General features: G+C 69.3%; 18 protein-coding genes and 1 pseudogene. 8 read left to right on the top strand and 11 right to left on the bottom strand.

The annotated features are described in order from the left end of the window. Positions 1 to 9: 9 nt before the first annotated feature. Positions 10 to 681 (top strand): DUF2202 domain-containing protein, encoded by a 672-nt coding sequence (locus AB8998_RS19370; RefSeq protein WP_369739341.1) that lies wholly within the window; start codon positions 10 to 12, stop codon positions 679 to 681. A gap of 25 nt (positions 682 to 706) precedes the next feature. Here AB8998_RS19370 and AB8998_RS19365 read toward each other — a convergent pair. The 3 genes and pseudogenes from AB8998_RS19365 to AB8998_RS19355 form a co-directional block, all read right to left on the bottom strand. After that, positions 707 to 968 (bottom strand): annotated as a pseudogene (locus AB8998_RS19365) (peroxiredoxin); the annotation flags it as partial. A gap of 469 nt (positions 969 to 1,437) precedes the next feature. Further along, positions 1,438 to 2,022: a carboxymuconolactone decarboxylase family protein gene (locus AB8998_RS19360; RefSeq protein WP_369739340.1), complete on the bottom strand. Its 585-nt coding sequence runs from the start codon at positions 2,020 to 2,022 to the stop codon at positions 1,438 to 1,440. Then, positions 2,022 to 2,939: a sulfurtransferase gene (locus AB8998_RS19355; protein ID WP_369739339.1), complete on the bottom strand. Its 918-nt coding sequence runs from the start codon at positions 2,937 to 2,939 to the stop codon at positions 2,022 to 2,024. The genes AB8998_RS19360 and AB8998_RS19355 overlap by 1 nt, the downstream gene beginning before the upstream one ends. Positions 2,940 to 3,339: 400 nt before the next feature. Here AB8998_RS19355 and AB8998_RS19350 point away from each other — a divergent pair, with 400 nt between their 5' ends. Further along, positions 3,340 to 3,636, top strand: a complete 297-nt coding sequence (locus tag AB8998_RS19350) for an ArsR/SmtB family transcription factor (protein ID WP_144946406.1) — start codon at positions 3,340 to 3,342, stop codon at positions 3,634 to 3,636. Positions 3,637 to 3,897: 261 nt separating this feature from the next. Here AB8998_RS19350 and AB8998_RS19345 read toward each other — a convergent pair whose 3' ends face one another. Both AB8998_RS19345 and AB8998_RS19340 read right to left on the bottom strand, forming a co-directional pair. Continuing rightward, on the bottom strand, positions 3,898 to 4,386 hold the full coding sequence (locus tag AB8998_RS19345) for a hypothetical protein (protein WP_369739338.1): 489 nt from the start codon (positions 4,384 to 4,386) through the stop codon (positions 3,898 to 3,900). 295 nt (positions 4,387 to 4,681) lie between these two features. After that, positions 4,682 to 4,807, bottom strand: a complete 126-nt coding sequence (locus AB8998_RS19340) for a hypothetical protein (protein ID WP_281291721.1) — start codon at positions 4,805 to 4,807, stop codon at positions 4,682 to 4,684. A gap of 155 nt (positions 4,808 to 4,962) precedes the next feature. Here AB8998_RS19340 and AB8998_RS19335 point away from each other — a divergent pair, with 155 nt between their 5' ends. Then, entirely contained in the window at positions 4,963 to 5,253 is a 291-nt protein-coding gene (locus AB8998_RS19335) for a hypothetical protein (RefSeq protein ID WP_369739337.1), read from the top strand. A 101-nt stretch (positions 5,254 to 5,354) separates the two neighbouring features. Next, positions 5,355 to 6,197 (top strand): enoyl-CoA hydratase/isomerase family protein, encoded by an 843-nt coding sequence (locus tag AB8998_RS19330; RefSeq protein WP_369739336.1) that lies wholly within the window; start codon positions 5,355 to 5,357, stop codon positions 6,195 to 6,197. Between the two features lie 11 nt (positions 6,198 to 6,208). Here AB8998_RS19330 and AB8998_RS19325 read toward each other — a convergent pair whose 3' ends face one another. Continuing rightward, on the bottom strand, positions 6,209 to 7,789 hold the full coding sequence (locus tag AB8998_RS19325; protein ID WP_369739335.1) for a long-chain-fatty-acid--CoA ligase: 1,581 nt from the start codon (positions 7,787 to 7,789) through the stop codon (positions 6,209 to 6,211). A gap of 65 nt (positions 7,790 to 7,854) precedes the next feature. After that, entirely contained in the window at positions 7,855 to 8,481 is a 627-nt protein-coding gene (locus AB8998_RS19320) for a hypothetical protein (protein WP_369739334.1), read from the bottom strand. A gap of 105 nt (positions 8,482 to 8,586) precedes the next feature. Here AB8998_RS19320 and AB8998_RS19315 point away from each other — a divergent pair, with 105 nt between their 5' ends. Genes AB8998_RS19315 through AB8998_RS19305 form a run of 3 tightly spaced genes read left to right on the top strand, consistent with a single transcriptional unit; the run spans position 8,587 to position 11,151 of the window. Beyond that, a complete protein-coding gene (locus tag AB8998_RS19315; RefSeq protein ID WP_369739333.1) occupies positions 8,587 to 9,375 on the top strand; it encodes an SDR family NAD(P)-dependent oxidoreductase in 789 nt (262 codons plus the stop codon). Between the two features lie 17 nt (positions 9,376 to 9,392). Beyond that, the gene (locus AB8998_RS19310) at positions 9,393 to 10,331 is read left to right on the top strand and encodes a catalase family peroxidase (RefSeq protein ID WP_369739332.1); all 939 of its coding nucleotides are present in this window, start codon (positions 9,393 to 9,395) and stop codon (positions 10,329 to 10,331) included. A gap of 40 nt (positions 10,332 to 10,371) precedes the next feature. Beyond that, positions 10,372 to 11,151: a sulfite exporter TauE/SafE family protein gene (locus AB8998_RS19305; RefSeq protein ID WP_369741657.1), complete on the top strand. Its 780-nt coding sequence runs from the start codon at positions 10,372 to 10,374 to the stop codon at positions 11,149 to 11,151. Positions 11,152 to 11,175: 24 nt separating this feature from the next. On the opposite strand, the gene AB8998_RS19300 is transcribed toward AB8998_RS19305, so the two are convergent. Continuing rightward, complete coding sequence (locus tag AB8998_RS19300; RefSeq protein WP_420492643.1) at positions 11,176 to 12,834, bottom strand: DUF7159 family protein; 1,659 nt, start codon at positions 12,832 to 12,834, stop codon at positions 11,176 to 11,178. 121 nt (positions 12,835 to 12,955) lie between these two features. After that, positions 12,956 to 13,393 (bottom strand): anti-sigma factor antagonist, encoded by a 438-nt coding sequence (locus AB8998_RS19295; protein WP_369739330.1) that lies wholly within the window; start codon positions 13,391 to 13,393, stop codon positions 12,956 to 12,958. Between the two features lie 156 nt (positions 13,394 to 13,549). Here AB8998_RS19295 and AB8998_RS19290 point away from each other — a divergent pair, with 156 nt between their 5' ends. Next, entirely contained in the window at positions 13,550 to 14,170 is a 621-nt protein-coding gene (locus tag AB8998_RS19290) for a TetR/AcrR family transcriptional regulator (RefSeq protein ID WP_369739329.1), read from the top strand. Positions 14,171 to 14,186: 16 nt separating this feature from the next. Here AB8998_RS19290 and AB8998_RS19285 read toward each other — a convergent pair whose 3' ends face one another. Together AB8998_RS19285 and AB8998_RS19280 are read right to left on the bottom strand one after the other, a co-directional pair. After that, positions 14,187 to 14,852 (bottom strand): DedA family protein, encoded by a 666-nt coding sequence (locus AB8998_RS19285; protein WP_369739328.1) that lies wholly within the window; start codon positions 14,850 to 14,852, stop codon positions 14,187 to 14,189. Then, complete coding sequence (locus tag AB8998_RS19280) at positions 14,849 to 15,718, bottom strand: SGNH/GDSL hydrolase family protein (RefSeq protein WP_369739327.1); 870 nt, start codon at positions 15,716 to 15,718, stop codon at positions 14,849 to 14,851. Before AB8998_RS19280 ends, AB8998_RS19285 begins: the two co-directional genes overlap by 4 nt. Between the last annotated feature and the right edge of the window lie 39 nt (positions 15,719 to 15,757).

Here is a 15,757-nt window from a genome sequence, read left to right as displayed (position 1 = left end):
GCGTTGAACATGGCTGCCGAGATATGCGTAGTCGATCCGACCGGTTTCGGGGTGGCCGAACATGAACGGAGTCATCGGATGAATGTGGTCGACAGTTTGGACCCGGCGGCTGGTGGTCCGTTGTCCGATGGAGAGCGGGCGGATCTGGTGCTGATGCGGGAGGAGGAACGGCTGGCGCGTGATTTGTACCGGCGGTTCCACCGGGCGTGGGGTGTGCCGATCTTCGACAACATTGCCGCCAGCGAGCAGCGTCATTATGACGCGATCGGGCGACTGCTCGAGCGGTACGGCGTCCCCGATCCGTCGGTAGGGCAGCCGCCCGGTGTCTACGTCGGCCCTGAACTGCAGGACGCCTACGACATGTGGCTCGCCCGGGGACTGTCCTCGGCCGAAGGGGCTTACGCGGTCGGAGTCGAACTCGAAACTGGTGACATCGCCGACCTGTCTGCGGCCGTGCAAGGCAGTGACGAGGCAGCCATCCAGAGGGTGTACGAGAACTTGCGTGCCGCTTCCGAGGACCACCTGCGGGCGTTCGAAGCGGCGATATCGGGTCGGCCGATAGGCGGCGGTCGAGGGTGGCGCCGGCACAGGCGCGGCGGCGGGGATGGTTGCGACGGTGGTCACCACGGTGGTGGAGGTGGTCACGGCCACCGTGGCGGGCGGGGACGACGCGACAGTTGAGGCGGATCGGCGCGGTCCGTCGGCGTCAGCGGGCGCGGATGGCGTGCTCCACGGCAGCTTCGCTGATCTTTTTGGTGCAGAAGAATCCAGTCGTCGCATGCGACACCTTCTTCGGCCCCGGCCATCCGGTCGGCGGCCACACTGCAGGATCAGGCGATCGGAACGATGACCGGGTCGCCGGGTCACCAATCGGTCGGGGTGGCCACCCCGAAGCTGTCGGCGGTCTGCAGTGCCTTGATCAAGCGCAGCAGCTCAGCAAAATTGCGGCCGGTGCTCAGCGGGTGGTAGGTCCACCGCTGTCAACCACGGGCCGAGAAACAGGCCAAACAGCGAAAATCAAAGCATTCCAACACTTTACGAGGGTCCCCAACGCAGATGAGGAGCCTCGACTCATCGGCCAGTAAGGTGACCGCCTCGTCACTCATCTCGAACCGTACGTCCCAGCCGTAGGTGACCACTCCGGCGGCGCCCTGGTGTGGAGCCACTCTCAGAACCACCGCTGATGCAGCCCGGCTCGATCGGAGACCTGAACGCTGACCGGGGCTCCCTGGCCGGCCATCGTCCGGACCGCCCCAGCTGAAAGGCCGAGGGTGGCTGGCCCCGGCAGCGTGAGCAGCCACCATCATGCGGCCGAGACGCTCGAAGGCTCTGCCTGCAGTTTTTTCGAGGGCGTGGGGCAGTCGCCGGAAGGCTCGCCTCTGGCGACCGACTACCGCTGGCGCCCGACACCAACCGGGGACCCGGCGGCCGGTTCCCTCAACCCTCGAGCCGATCGAGCGGCACCCCGCAGCTGAGCCCTACGCCTTCCATGGCCTCTTCGAGCGGCACGTCGAGGGCGCTGGCCACCGTGGTCGTGTAGCGCATCAGCGCAACCGAGGTCACGATCTCCACGATCTCGGCATCGGTCCATCCGAATGCTCGTAGTTTGTCGGTCATCTCGTCAGTCACCGCGGCCGGACGACGACCGACCGTCCGGGCGAAGTCCACCGCGGCGTTCTCCTTGTCGGTCAACCGGGGAGATGGTTTGCCCTCGATGAGATCCACGCACTCCTGGCGGCTCCACTTCTTGCCCATCAGGGCGATCATGTGGGCCGCGGTGCAGTATTCACATTCGACCTCGTAGGCGGTCACCGCGAAGAACACGCGCTTGAGCTCTTCACGGATGCTTCCCTCCATCGCCGTATTCAGGCTCAGGGTCCACAACGCATCCGTGGTCTCGGGCAGGTAGTTCAATGCCCGCTGAAGCCCGGGCACCATCTTGTAATACGCCTTCACCCGCTCGAAGACCTCGCGCGTGCGTCCCTGCGCCTGGCCGGGATCGATGAGCTTGATTCGCGCCATCACTGCCTCCTTGGGTTCGTCGGTTGATAGCGATCATGTGTCGCAGCTTTCGGTCCGGTCTCCACCGGCCGGCTGGGATCGGCACCCCACTCCGTCCACGAGGCATCGTAGAGGGCGGCGTTCTCGTGTCCCATGACATGCAGCGCGAAGAGGGCGTAGGCCCCGAACACGCCGCCGCCGCAATAGGTGATGACGCGGCGAGAAGGCTCCAACCCGACCGGCTCCCACAGCCGGGCCAGCGCGCTAGCGGGCAACAATCGGTGAGTGACCGGATCTACATGCGACGGCGCCGGCACGTTGTGGGCGGTGGGTATGTGGCCGGCCCGGTGGTTCGGGTACAGGCGCGCCGCACCGGTAAAGAAGACTTCGGGCAACGCGTCGACGATGCAGACGTCGTCACAACCGATGGCTTGAGCCACTTGATCGGCGTCGACCCGGAGCTCGGGCCGGACCCGGGCGGTGAACGTCGCCGGCGAAGGGTCGGGCACCCCGCTGTCGACCGGGAGATCTGCGGCCAGCCAACAGGTGAAACCGCCGTCGAGCAGCATGACGGCGTCGTGGCCGTAGTACCGCAAAGCCCACCACAGCCGAGCGGCCCAGGTTCCACCTTGGCCGTCGTAGACCACCACCGTGGTCCCGTCGCCGATCCCGAGGCGACTCATCAGGTCCTCGAACCGCTCCGGCGATACCACCACAACGGGATCGTCCGCATCGGAGAGGTCACCCATCACATCCACGAACACCGCGCCGGGAATGTGGGCCTCGCGGTAGGCGTCACGCTCGGCGACGGCCTCCAACGTTCTCCCGGCGGTGGGCCGGATGGCGAAGCGGGCATCCACCACCCGGACCGACGGGTCGTCGAGGTGCTCGGCCAGCCATTCAACGGTGGCCAGGGCCTCAGGATGGCGGTAGGTCACGGTGTCGGCCCTCGGCTTGTTCGCGCCGGTGCTCCGCGAGCGTCCGGTGGTCCTCCCCGGGCCGCCGCGCCGGGGTTATGCGCCGGCGTCGGTCGAACCAGCTCGATGCCGGGCTGCGACAGAGCGACGGTAATTACCGCACCGGCACGGTCCACGCGCGCCGCGCACTCCGGCCCGGCTGGTCCGGTTCGCCCTGTGCCGAACACCGGGATCAGGGGATTGGACACGCTGGTCTCCGGTCGATAGACGAAACGGGTGGTGCTGGTAGGTTGCGCCAGCATTCGATAAATGTCAATATCTCGATATGCTAGGTTCTCGGAAGGCCCAGTTGGACGCGGGTGCGGCGCCGATAACGCCGAGGCCCCAAGACGCAAGGACCTATCCGACGCTGGACGAAGCCATGTCTCGCGACGAGGCCGAACGGATCGCCAAGTTGTTCAAGGCCCTGGCCGACCCGACCCGAGTCCAACTCCTCGGACTGCTCAGAACGAGACCTGGCGGGGAATGCGGCTACGACCTGACCGGCCCACTCGGTATCTCCCAACCGAGCGTGAGCTACCACATCAAGATCCTGCACGAAGCCGGCCTGGTCACCAGGCAGCGTCGCGGAAGCTGGGTCTTCTACCGCATCTGTGAAGAACGGCTGGCCGACATCCGCCGGGCGGCGGGACCCATCCCGCCGGACAGCGCCGCGTGAGGGCACAGCCCCAAGCGGGCTGTGTGCGCGGGGTTCAGGCAGACCCGACCGGCCCTACGACAACGGATCCGCACGCGACATCCGGACGAATCACGCTGCGCCAGAAGGTGTCCGACTGCCTTGCGGACCCTCACCGGGCCAAAAAGTTCCGCGCGATCCGAAACTAACTATCCACCGTCGCCAAACGCGGCCAGCAATGTCTTCGATGCCCTCGCCGTGCTGGCCGAGAGCCGACCATGGCTGCTCGCGTGGCCTGACCAGTTACCCCGCATGTTCATGGGAATGGCGTGCCGAAAGTTCGCCCAATTCGGCCAGATGCCGGTCGGCCAACTTATGATGATCCTGCAGCATTCGCTCGGTGAGCTTGCGATGCTCGTCCATATGCCGCGCGGCCAATGACTCATATTCGCTGCTGGACAGACCACCCTGCTTGGCGGCATCGCGATGCTCGGTCAGGTGCCAGTCCGTGAGGGCTCGCAGGTCAGCGAGGTGGCCGTCCGCCAACTCGCGATGCTCTCGCAGGTGAGCCTCGGCCATCTTCTCGTGCTCAGCTAAATTAACTGCGCCCGTAAGACCTCGGCGCTTTCCTTTGATGCGGACATGCGATGTCCTCCTTCGGCTAGTGTCATTGATGTTAGACGAAAGTCGCGGGTCGCGGTGGGCGCCTTGCTGGCCTGAGCGGCCGCCCCAATCGGATTGGCGATCGTCAGTGGCGAATGGCACCGCGGCGGCCTCGGTCGAGGCGCCCATCTGCGTCGCGGGATCTTCATAACACCTAAAAAGATGTTCGGTCGTCGTCGCTGTGGGGTGGGGCGGGTCCGGTGTAGGTCGGGCATTCGGTTGGCGCCGCGGTGCGGGCCTCGTGGTTCCGGCGGCGTTCGGCACAGATTTGCGCCGCCCGGTGCTGGGCGCGGGTGTGGCGACGTTGGGGCATCATGGCGGGGCGCTGGCGCAATAGTCGGTTGTCGGGGTGGCCGGATACCGATGCACGCGGCCGTGCCAGAGCGGACGCGAGCAATCCGTAGTCCCCGACTGCGACGTGAGCTCACCAGCTCTTGCCCAGCGCCGGATCGTCGTCACCTGCCAGCGTGTGCGCCGCCTCGAACAGCAACGCGTGCACGAACGACTGCGGCAGGTTGCCCCGCAGCTGGCGCCGGGCGACGTCGTACACCCGTGCGTACCGCAGTCACCGCTGGATACTTGGTTTGCCCACGCCCAGACGTTCGCGCTACGCACCGGACACGCGACCACGCCGGGCACACCGGCCGGCCCGGGGCGACAATACGTGTGACCGAGGAGACCACGACTTCGTGAGGACGGTGGACGGTGAGCAATCAAGAGGGAATCGGCGTGCTGAAACTTGAATGCCCGCAAGGTCATCCCGTCGGCAGGATCCTCAGGGACGCTCCGCATCAGTCGGTCCAGTACGACCCGGGCGCCGCAGTGGGGCCACGCCGGTTCTGGCCGGACGAGGACGACCAGCCACGGTTCGCCGTCCACTGCCGGTTCTGCGACCGGCCGGTGGGCGAGGCCACGGCCACGTTGCAGTCCACGCTGGCCAAGCTGCTCAACGACACGACCCAGGGCGCCGCCGTCGCGACGCTGCCGTACCTGTAGACCGGCCGCCGGACCCCGCCCCACATACTGTAAGAACTACAGTATCTCCACCGCGCCGCGCGCTGACGCGACGACGCGGTCGCCGACGTCGAAGGAGTCCCGTGACGCAGCAGCCCCCGCCCCCGCACGGCAGCCCGCGCCCACCCGAGGGGGACTGGCTGGGCACGCCGTACCTGACGTTGCAGCGGCAGGGGCCGATCGCGGTGTGCACGATCGACCGCCCGGACGCCCGCAACGCCCTGACCCCGGCGATGTACTTCGGAATCCGTTATGCCGTCGGCCGTCTCAACGAGGACCCGGATCTGGCCGGGCTGCTGATCACCGGAACCGGTGACGTGTTCGCGCCCGGCGGCGACATGGGCGGCGGGGCCGGCGGCGCCGACGCCTGGATCACCTTCGGCGCCGCGCTGGGCATGGACGTCACGCCGTTCGACGCGGTGCGGACCTCGGCCAAGCCGATCGTCTCGGCGGTCAACGGGCTGTGCCAGGGCGGCGGCTTCCAGATCGCGCTGTGCAGCGACCTGTCGGTGGTCAGCGAACGGGCGACCTTCCGCGTGCCCGAGTTGTTCCGCGGCTACGCCGACACCTACTACAGCCAGATGCTGGCACGGCTGGTCGGGCCGGTGCGCACCCGCGACCTGATGTTCACCGGGCGGGTGCTCAGCGCGGCCGAGGCCTACGACTGGGGCCTGGTCAGCCGGGTCGTGCCGCACGAGAGCCTGCTCGCGGAGGCGCGCGATGTGCTGGCCCAGGTGTGCCGCACCGCCCCGCGGGCCCGTGGGGTCATCAAGTCCAGCATCGACAACTACCTGGGCCTGTACGACCGCATCGGCATGACCGCCAGCCTGAGCGACGCCGAGGCGCGGGAGGGTTTCCGCGCCTTCAAGGAGCGCCGCTCACCGGACTGGGTGCATCCGCAGCTGCGCGTCGAGGGACGCCTGTAGGCGCCCGGCGGTCACACCTTCCTGGCGCGGTCCGCCCAATATGGTTCCCGCAGTGCGGTTTTGAGGATCTTTCCGCTGGCGTTGCGGGGGAGCTCCGCCACGAAGTCGACGGTACGCGGGCACTTGTAGCCGGCCAGGTGCTCACGGCAGAACGCGATGACATCCTCGGGGCCGATCTCGCCGGCGGCCACGACGATCGCCTTGACCGACTCGCCCCAACGGTCGTCGGGCACCCCGATGACGGCGGCGTCGGCGACGGCGGGATGCTTGATCAGCACGCTTTCCACCTCGGGCCCGTAGACGTTCTCCCCGCCGGTGATCACCATGTCTTTCAGCCGGTCCTCGACGTAGACGTAGTCCTCGGCGTCGAGGCGCCCCACGTCGCCGGTGCGCACCCACTCGTCGGCGGTGATCGTCTCGGCCGTTGCCTCCGGGCGGTTCAGGTAGCCGCTCATGTTCTGGTTGCTGCGCACCCAGATCTCGCCCGGCCGGCCCGCCGGCACCTGACGCCCCGTTTCGGGATCGACGATCTGAATTTCGGTTCCCAGCACCGCTTTTCCGGCCGAGAGCTGCAAATGGGGCCGGGTGTCGTCGCGATGGTCGGCGTCGCCGAGCGCCGTGACCGCCCCGCACAGTTCCGTCTGCCCGTACACCTGGACGAATTGCGTCTCGGGCCAGGCCGCGAGCGCCCGGTGCAGCAGGGGCAGCGGCATCGGGGCGGCGCCGTACACGATGTAGCGCAGCCCCGAGATGGCGTCGACGGCCGCCTCGCCGCCGTCGAGGAACCTGGCGATCACCGGTGGCACGAAGAACGCGTGCGTCGCGCCGGCGCGCACCGCCCCGGCCAGCGCCGCGGCGTCGGGCTCGCGGGTCATGATCGTCGGGGCCCCGGGCCGGATGCCGAACAGGGCATACCCGATCCCGCCCACGTGGAACAGGGGCATGCACACCAGGTTCGCGTCGCCCTCGCCGAACGGAAACGCCGGTGCGAGGTTCGCCGCGTGGTTGACCAGCGCGCGCTGGCTGAGCACCACGCCCTTGGGGCGCCCGGTGGTGCCCGAGCTGTAGATCACCAGCGCGGTGTCGTCGCCGGTGACCTCGGCGTCGGTGTCCTCGGGAGATGCTGCGGCGAGCAATGATTCGTACTCGTCGTCGTCGCCGCCGCCGTCGCCGCCGACCACGACGATGCGCCGCAGGCCCGCGACGTGCGCGGCGGCCGCCTGCGCCGCGGGATGCAGTTCGGCGCCGACGAAAAGCATTCGCGCCCCGCTGTCTTCGAGCACATGCGCCAGTTCCGCACCGGCCAGGCGCCAGTTCACCACGGTGGTGACCGCGCCGATCGATGCGGCCGCGAACAGGGTTTCCAGGCAGGCGGGGTGGTTCTTGTCCAGGAACGCCACGCACTGGCCGCGGCGGACACCGGCGGCGCGCAGCGCTCCGGCCGCCCGCCGGATCCGCGCCGCCCAGCCGGCCCAGGTCCACTGCTGTTCGCCGTAGCGAATCGCAATGCCGTCGGGGCGTTGCCGTGCGTGTTGCTCGACGAATCCGATGAGCGTGTCGGTCGTGCTGATGGTGGCGTCGGCTGCCGGCATTACCCCTCCGAGTTCGGTGTGTCCCTCCTCTGTGATACGCGGCGCGTCGCGGCCGCGGCAACTCGTCAGAGCATGGAGTCGATCATGGCCCCGCCGTCCTGGGCGGCTTGACCGGTCGCGTTGTCGTTCTGCCGGAAGTCGATGAACGCCGACAGCCCGGTCGAGGTGTTCAGCAGCTCGCTGAACGTGCCGAGGACGGGAACCGTGCGTCGCGGCGACGACACGACGCCGGTGTAGTCGATGGAGGCCTTCTGTTGAAAGTTGTCGCCCTGCACCATCTTGATGATGGGCGGGGTCAGGTTTTTCACGTTGGTCAGATCGGAGGACGGATCGCCGGTCAACCGGTCGATGTCGCCCTGCAGCACGGCGGCGACGTCGGTCCCGTCGGCCGTCTTGACGGTGACCTGCAGCTGTGCGCTGGAGTCGGCGTTGTAGAGCGCCACCCAGTCCGTGCCCCGGTCGCCGACCGTCCAGCCCGGTGCGGGGGTGATCGAGATGCCCTGCGCGACGTCGACCGGGTCGGCGGCGAGCAACCGCACCGCCGCCGGCGCCGGCGTGCGCGGTGGCTGTCCGGCCGGGTCGGCGGTGCCCGTGATCAGGACCGTGGCGGCCACGGCGGCGACACCCACGGGCCGCAGGCCGCGCGCGGCCCGTGTCGCACCGGGCAACCGGAGTGTGTGCGTTGATGACATCGTGGCTCCTCGTGCCCCCGGGTGGTTGCGCAAATCGTAAGGTACAAATCGCGATATGGGCAGATCCCGCCGAGCGGAACCCCTACCCGACAAAAGGACTTCGACATGGTGAATGCCGACCGTGCCCGTTCCCGCACGTTCGTCGTGACGGGCGCGGCATCCGGGATCGGCCTGGCCACCGCGCTGCGCCTGCTGGCCGAGGGCGGCTCCGTCGTCGGTGCCGACCTGGCCGCTCCGCCGGACCTGGGGCCCGACTTCCACTTCGTCACCGCCGATGTGACCGACGAAGCCGCGATCGGTGCCGTGCTGCAGGCGGTGCCGGGTCGTCTCGATGGCGTCTTCCACGCCGCCGGCGTCGCCGGGGGCGGACCGGTCCATCTGCTCGACCGCGCCGACTGGGAGCGGGTGATCGGCGTCAACCTCACCGGCACGTTCCTGGTCGCCAAGGCGGCGCTGGCCAGGATGATCGAGCAACCCAGAATCGACGGTGAGCGAGGCTCCATCGTCACCGTGTCCAGCATCGAAGGCCTGGAAGGAACGGCGGGCGGCAGCTCGTACAACGCCGCCAAGGGCGGGGTCGTGCTGCTGACCAGAAACATGGCGCTCGACTACGGACCGAGCGGCATCCGGGTCAACGCCATCTGCCCCGGTTTCATCGAAACACCGATGGCGGAAAGCGTTTTCGGTTTGGAGGGGATGGCGGGTCCGCTGGCCTCCATCACGAAGGAACACGCGCTGCAGCGGCTCGGCCGGCCCGAGGAAGTCGCGGCGATGGCGGCGTTCCTGCTCTCCCCGGACGCCTCGTTCGTCACCGGGCAGGCCATCGCCGTCGACGGCGGCTACACCGCCGGCCGCGATCACGGCGTCGTCAAACTCTTCGGCCTGCCCGAGTGAGCCCCTAGGATTCCCCTATGGCAGCCAAGCTTTCCCCCGACGACGCCATCGAGGCGATTCGAAGCGCCGGGGGAGCGCGGCCCGGCTGTCGCGCGCTGCACGCCAAGGGGACCCTGTACCGGGGGACGTTCACGGCAAGCCCCGAGGCGGTACAGCTCTCGCGCGCAGCCCACCTCGACGGCTCCACGGTCCCCGCGCTGATCCGTTTCTCCAACGGATCCGGCAACCCCGAACAGCCGGACGGCGCCCCGGGGGTGCGCGGCCTGGCGGTGAAGTTCACGCTGCCCGACGGCTCGACGACCGATGTCTCCACGCAGACCGCGCGGCTGTTCGTCTCGAGCACCCCGGACGGGTTTATCGACCTGCTCAAGGCGATGCGCCCCGGCCTGCTGCAACCGCTGCGGATGGCCCGGCACCTGCTCACCCACCCGCGGCTGCTCGCCGCGCTGCCCGTGCTGCGCGACGCCAGCACGGTTCCCGCCAGCTACGCCACCACCGAGTATCACGGCCTGCACGCCTTCCGTTGGGTCGGCGCCGACGGCAACGCCCGATTCGTGCGTTACCACCTGGTGCCCGCCGCCGGCGCGAAGTCCTCCGGCCCGGCCCCGGGGGACGAGTCCCCGGACTTCCTCACCGACGAGCTGAACGCCCGGCTCGACCGCGGGCCGGTGCGGTTCGACTTCCGGGTGCAGATCGCCGGGCCGCAGGACTCGACCGTCGACCCGTCGGCGCCGTGGCAGGGCACCCAGGTCGTCACCGTGGGGACCATCGAGATCACCGGCCTCGACACCGAGCGCGAGCACGGCGACGACATCGTCGTGTTCGACCCGATGCGGGTGACCGACGGCATCGAACCCTCCGACGACCCGGTTCTGCGGTTCCGCACGCTGGCCTATTCGGCGTCGGTCAAGCTGCGCACCGGAGTCGACCGCGGCGTGGACGCGCCTCCGGTCTGACCGGCGTGCGCACGCGGCAGGCTAAGGTTTCCTGTCTGTGATGGCCTCCGACGTGGTGTTGATCAGTCTGGCCGGGTTCGGCGCCGGGGCGATCAACGCCCTCGTCGGCTCCGGCACCCTCATCACGTTTCCGACCCTGGTGGCTCTGGGGTATCCGCCCGTCACGGCGACCATGTCGAACGCGGTCGGCCTCGTGGCCGGCAGCGCGTCGGGCACCTGGGGCTACCGTGCCGAACTCGGCGGGCAGTGGGATCGGCTGCGATGGCAGATCCCCGCGTCGCTGACTGGTGCCGCGCTGGGCGCATTTCTGCTGCTGCACCTGCCCGCCCGGGTGTTCACCGAGGTCGTTCCCGTGTTGTTGGTGGTGGCCCTGCTGCTGGTCGTGAGCGGCCCGCGGATTCAGTCGTGGGCCCGCCGGCGGGCCGAGCAGGCGGGACGCTCCGCCGAACACGTCACCCCGGCACGCATGGCCATGCTGGTGCTGGGCACGTTCGCGGTCGCCGTCTACGGCGGCTACTTCACCGCCGCGCAGGGCATCCTGCTGGTCGGCGTGATGGGGGCCCTGCTGCCAGAGTCGATGCAGCGGATGAACGCGGCCAAGAACCTCACCACGCTGCTGGTGAATATCGTTGCGGCCCTTGGCTACACGCTGGCCGCCCCAGACCGCATCAGCTGGCCGGTCGCGGGGCTGATCGCCGCGGGCTCGCTGGTCGGGGGATCGCTCGGGGCGCGTTACGGGCGCCGGCTCTCGCCGGACGCGTTGCGCGCCACGATCGTGGTGGTCGGCCTGATCGGGCTGTACCGCCTGGTCACGGTGTAGCCCGCGGCGTTGGGTGGCCAGACCTCAAAGCCCGAAGTGCGGGAGCACGAACGGGAACCGGGGCAGCGCCGGCATTTGCGGCATGATCGGCGCGGGCGGGCGAAACACGGGCAACGACGGCGCGGGCAGAACGGGCGCCTTCGGAAGCACGGGTGTGGGCAGTTGCAGCGGTTGGGGTGCCGGCAATTGCAGGGCCGGCGGTTTGGGCAGTTGCAGCGCGGGCGGTTTGGGCAATTGCGGGGCCGGCGGTGTGGGCAGTTGTACCGCAGGCGGTTTGGGTAACTGCAGCGCGGGCGGTGTGGGCAGTTGCACCGCGGGCGGTTTGGGCAGCTGCAGCGGTGCCACCGAGACCGGGTGCGGCGTCAGCAGCGGTGCGATGTTGGGAACGGGCGGCAGCGGCGCTGCGACGGGGACCGGCATGGGCACCGGCACCGGCACCGGGGCGGCGACGGGAACCGGGGGAGCCGGGGCGGCGGGGGCGGCCACGGCCGGCTTCGGCAGATCGGGTATCGCGACCGTGGGCGCGCTGACCCTGGGAACGGGATGCGTCACCGGCGCCGGCTGACTGTGGGGGGCGGGCGCCTGGCGGGTCGGGACGATGATGTTCTGCTCGGGATTGGGCTGCAGGGCGACGGTCGTGCGGATGTTGATCGCCAGCGCGATCTCCAGCGCCACCGCCGCGCAGGTGAAGATCACCGCCAGCACGCTGCTGGTCAGCAGCACCGGCCTGCGGCGCTTGCGCGTGGGGCCGGCACCTCGGCGGCCGATCCCGGTCAGCAGCGTGGTCTCGGCTTCCGCGGACGGCTCCGGGATGTCGCTGTACGCGATGGGGCGCTCGGCCGGTGGATCGGCGACGCCGGGGTAGTCGTGCAGGGGGTACGGCGGCACCTCCCCGGTGCCGGGATCCTGTGCGTAGGCCAGCGCACCGGTGGAGAGCACCAACAGCGGCGCGTTGGCCGACGCCAGCGCCGCGCCGCGCGCCAGGGCCGCCTGCGGCTCCTCCGGCGCGCTCACGGCCAACGGCGTCACCGCCTCCAGCGCCGCCTTGAGCCGCGCCGTGTCCACCCCCTGGCCGACGAGGAAAACCCCCTCGGCAGTCAGCTCCGCGGCGTCAGCGCCGGCGACCATCGCGGCCAGCTGGACGGCGGTGTCGGCGAGGGAAAGGGCCCGCCGTTGCCTGCGCACCCCGGTGATCGAACCGTCCTCGGAGTCGATCACCGCGATCGTGGCGAAATTGGGGTCGACGAGCAGCATCGCGGTGTGGCGGTACCCGATCGCCTGACCGACCGTCTGGGTCAGCGCGGCCGCGGCCAGAAACGCCGAAACCAGGGTGACGTCGCGGATCCCGTTGCTTGCCAACGCTTCCTGTAGCGCGGCGGCCTCGACCGGGTTGGTGTAGGCCACCCCCGTCGACGCCAGGCGGTAACCGCCCTCGGCGGCGCCCTGCCGAGTGCCCAGGATCGCCGAGATCACGTGTCCGGGTGCGTTGCGGGTCGCGGTGTCCGCCGCGGCGATGCGCACGGTGTCCTCCTCGACGGTCACGCCGTCGGCGTTCTCGCCCCCGAGGAGCACCATGCGCACCGCGGTGGATTCCATCGATATCCCTAGTACGACGTCCACCGCGCCTCCCGAGTCCGCTCCGGCCCGCCCCGCTGGCTGCGAGGCGCCGCCCGTCCGCGCCATCTACAAAGCTTCTCTAAGTTTGTCACCGTTTCGGGGTACGGCGTTAGCGTCCGGACGCGGCTGGGCGCTGTGAATCAGCTATGAGTTGGCGGGCCGTTGAACAACGAAGCGAACGGGAGCGCTACCAGCGGGCGGTCGTGCCGAGCGCGGCGTCGGCGGTGGGATAGATGGGCAGCACGCCGCTCAGTCCGCACGCCGCGACGATGCGGGCGACCAGCGGCTCGTGGCTCACCAGGCGCAGCTCGATGCCGCGGGTGCGGCAGCGTTCCGCCTCGTCGGCCAGCACCGCGAACGCGCAGCAACCCATGAAGTCGAGCCCGGTGACGTCGATGACGAGGGGTCCCGGGGTGGAGACGACGCCGGCTGCCTCACTGACCAGCTGGCGCCAGGTGTGCTCGTTGCACGCGTCGACCTCGCCCCCCGCGTTGACGAGGACCGCGCCGCCGACGCGGTCGGTGGTCGCCCGCAGAGTGCTGTTTGGATCGCCCAGTTCGTAGACCAGCCGCGTGCTGAGTGTCAAAGGGGGGCTGGATGTGGTGTCGGCAAATACTGGGCTCATTGTGGTGGCTCCCTGTTCGGCTGGCGTCGAAAACGCTGCGAAGGTTGCCCGTCCTATTGTCTGAAGACAGACCTCGCGAAGTGCGAATCTCTTTTGTATAACGAGACAGGGCGGTCTGTCTACCCATGGGGCGCTAAGAGTATCGTAAGGGAGGCTATGACAGGCCCTGACGCTGCGGCACCCGCGGTGCCGGCGCGCGAACGAATCCTCAGCGCAGCCTATGAATTGTTCAGCCGCCGTGGAATTCGTGCTGTCGGCACCGACGAGGTGATCGAACGCGCCGGGGTGGCGCGGGCCACACTGTATCGGCACTTCGCGACGAAGAACGACCTCGTGTTGGCCGTGCTGCAGCGCCGCGAGGAACTCTGGACCCACGGTCTGATCGAGGAGCAGTCCCGCAAGCGCGCCGACACGCCCGAGCAGCAGTTGATGGCGATCTTCGACGTGTTGCACGAATGGTTCCAGCTGCGCGGCGGTTACGAGGGCTGCTCGTTCATCAACGTGCTGCTCGAGGTGGGCCCCGACCATCCCGCCGGCCGGGCCAGCATCGCCCACATCGACCACGTCCGCGACATCGTGCGCCGGCGCGCGATCGCGGCGGGGCTCACCGATGTGGAGGGGTTCGCCTCCTCCTGGCATATCCTCATGAAGGGCGCGATCGTTCTCACGGCAGTGGGGGACCGGGACGCCGCCCTGCACGCCAAGACGATGGCCGGCGCTCTCATCGAAGCGCACCGACCGTCGTCGAACCCCGGTCTGGGGGAGGCGGCCGGCTGACCCGCCGGAACCGGCTTCACACGGGGTCGGCGGCGGCGGTCCCGGCTCTGCGGCCGTGCTCGGCCTCGAGTTCGGCAATTGCCCGGGAGGTGCGCTCGCGCAGCAGGATTGCCGCCGTGACGCCGCACACGGCGGCAATGACGAACGCGATCCAGGAAAACCGCTCCATCCAGCGCTCGGCGGCCATCCCGGCGAAGTAGACCAGCGCGGTGGTGCCCCCGGCCCAGCAGACGGCGCCCGACACGTTGGCCGCCAGGAATCGCGGGTAGTGCATGTTGAGCGCTCCGGCCAGCGGCCCGGCGAAGATGCGCAGCAATGCGATGAAGCGGCCGAAGAACACCGCCCGGACACCCCAGCGGTTGAACAGCCTTTCGGCCAGCGCGACGTGTCCGGGCCCGAAATGTCTCGGGAACCGGCGGCCGAGCCGATCGAAGAGCGGCATGCCGAACCGGCGCCCGATCGCGTAGCCGACGGAGTCGCCGGCCACCGCGCCCAGGACGGCGGCGGCACCGACGAAGGCCGGATTGATGGGCAGGTCGTCATACGACGACATCAGCGCCGCGCTGACCAGCACGATCTCGCCGGGCAGCGGAATCCCGAGGCTTTCCAGCCCGACGACGGCCCCGACTACCAGGTACACCGCCAGCGGCGGGATCGAGTGCAGCAAGGCCTCCACGTTCATGGGTCAAGGATGCCCGACTCGCGCATCATCCGCGGTGCAAAGCCTTCTTCCCGGGGCGCGCAGCCGTTGTGCGGACCGCTCGGCGCGGTGAGGCGCTGCAGCCGGGGACGCTTCGGCACCCGGCCGTCGGCCGAGGACCGGCCGCGCAGTCGGCGCCAGATCCACGGGACGAAACTCTCGTGCGCCCAGCGCAGGTGGCCCCGGGCGCCGGCCGAGAAGGACAATCCCGCTGGATCCGCGCTCGCATCGGCCCAATCATGGTTGCTGTCGGGCAGATTCAGCGCCTCGGCGGCCGCGGCGGCGAACAGGATGTGGCCCTTGGTGGATGCGTGCACCCGGTCGATCGCCCAGGTGTCCAGTTCGCGCATCGAGGCCGCGCTGTACAGGTCGACCAGCCGGAAGCCGTACTGCCCGGCGGCGTCGCTGATCGCCTGGTTGATGCGGGTGAGCCGCGTCGCCACCAGCCGTCCGAGCGGGAGGAACTGCGCGACGTTCGGGAAGGTCGTCGTCACCACCGTCGCCCCCGACTCGGCGAGCGCGGCGTGCAGGTGGTCGAGGTCGACCAGGGCCCGGCCGAACGACCGGCCCGGCTGGATGACGTCGTTCATCCCGGCGCACACCGTGATCAGGTCGGGCCGCATCGCCAGGGCCTCGGGAAGCTGCTCGGTGAGCACGTCGCTGATCCGCTTGCCGCGGATCGCCAGGTTGGCGTACTGCAGGCCGGGGTGCAGCGTGTCGATCATCGCGGCGAGCCGGTCGGCAAAGCCCAGCAGGCCGACGGTGTCGTCGCCGTCCCACAATCCCTCGGTCTGGCTGTCACCGATCGCGACGTATCGGCAGTACCCGGCCCGATTAGCCCCGCACACGAAGCCGAGACTAATAGCAGTCCCCGCGGAAATGCGTTG

This window comes from Mycobacterium sp. HUMS_12744610 (assembly GCF_041206865.1).
In the GTDB taxonomy this organism is placed as follows: domain Bacteria; phylum Actinomycetota; class Actinomycetes; order Mycobacteriales; family Mycobacteriaceae; genus Mycobacterium; species Mycobacterium servetii.
This window is presented reverse-complemented; position numbering and strand designations above follow the sequence as displayed.

What these genes read in the sequence shown, in the direction of transcription:
- AB8998_RS19370 (WP_369739341.1), top strand. Translation starts at nt 10, where the DNA reads ATGGCTGCCGAGATATGCGTAGTCGATCCGACCGGTTTCGGGGTGGCC.
- AB8998_RS19360 (WP_369739340.1), bottom strand. Translation starts at nt 2,022, where the DNA reads ATGGCGCGAATCAAGCTCATCGATCCCGGCCAGGCGCAGGGACGCACG.
- AB8998_RS19350 (WP_144946406.1), top strand. Translation starts at nt 3,340, where the DNA reads ATGTCTCGCGACGAGGCCGAACGGATCGCCAAGTTGTTCAAGGCCCTG.
- AB8998_RS19345 (WP_369739338.1), bottom strand. Translation starts at nt 4,386, where the DNA reads ATGGGCGCCTCGACCGAGGCCGCCGCGGTGCCATTCGCCACTGACGAT.
- AB8998_RS19325 (WP_369739335.1), bottom strand. Translation starts at nt 7,789, where the DNA reads ATGCCGGCAGCCGACGCCACCATCAGCACGACCGACACGCTCATCGGA.
- AB8998_RS19320 (WP_369739334.1), bottom strand. Translation starts at nt 8,481, where the DNA reads ATGTCATCAACGCACACACTCCGGTTGCCCGGTGCGACACGGGCCGCG.
- AB8998_RS19315 (WP_369739333.1), top strand. Translation starts at nt 8,587, where the DNA reads ATGGTGAATGCCGACCGTGCCCGTTCCCGCACGTTCGTCGTGACGGGC.
- AB8998_RS19310 (WP_369739332.1), top strand. Translation starts at nt 9,393, where the DNA reads ATGGCAGCCAAGCTTTCCCCCGACGACGCCATCGAGGCGATTCGAAGC.
- AB8998_RS19305 (WP_369741657.1), top strand. Translation starts at nt 10,372, where the DNA reads ATGGCCTCCGACGTGGTGTTGATCAGTCTGGCCGGGTTCGGCGCCGGG.
- AB8998_RS19300 (WP_420492643.1), bottom strand. Translation starts at nt 12,834, where the DNA reads ATGGCGCGGACGGGCGGCGCCTCGCAGCCAGCGGGGCGGGCCGGAGCG.
- AB8998_RS19295 (WP_369739330.1), bottom strand. Translation starts at nt 13,393, where the DNA reads ATGAGCCCAGTATTTGCCGACACCACATCCAGCCCCCCTTTGACACTC.
- AB8998_RS19290 (WP_369739329.1), top strand. Translation starts at nt 13,550, where the DNA reads ATGACAGGCCCTGACGCTGCGGCACCCGCGGTGCCGGCGCGCGAACGA.
- AB8998_RS19285 (WP_369739328.1), bottom strand. Translation starts at nt 14,852, where the DNA reads ATGAACGTGGAGGCCTTGCTGCACTCGATCCCGCCGCTGGCGGTGTAC.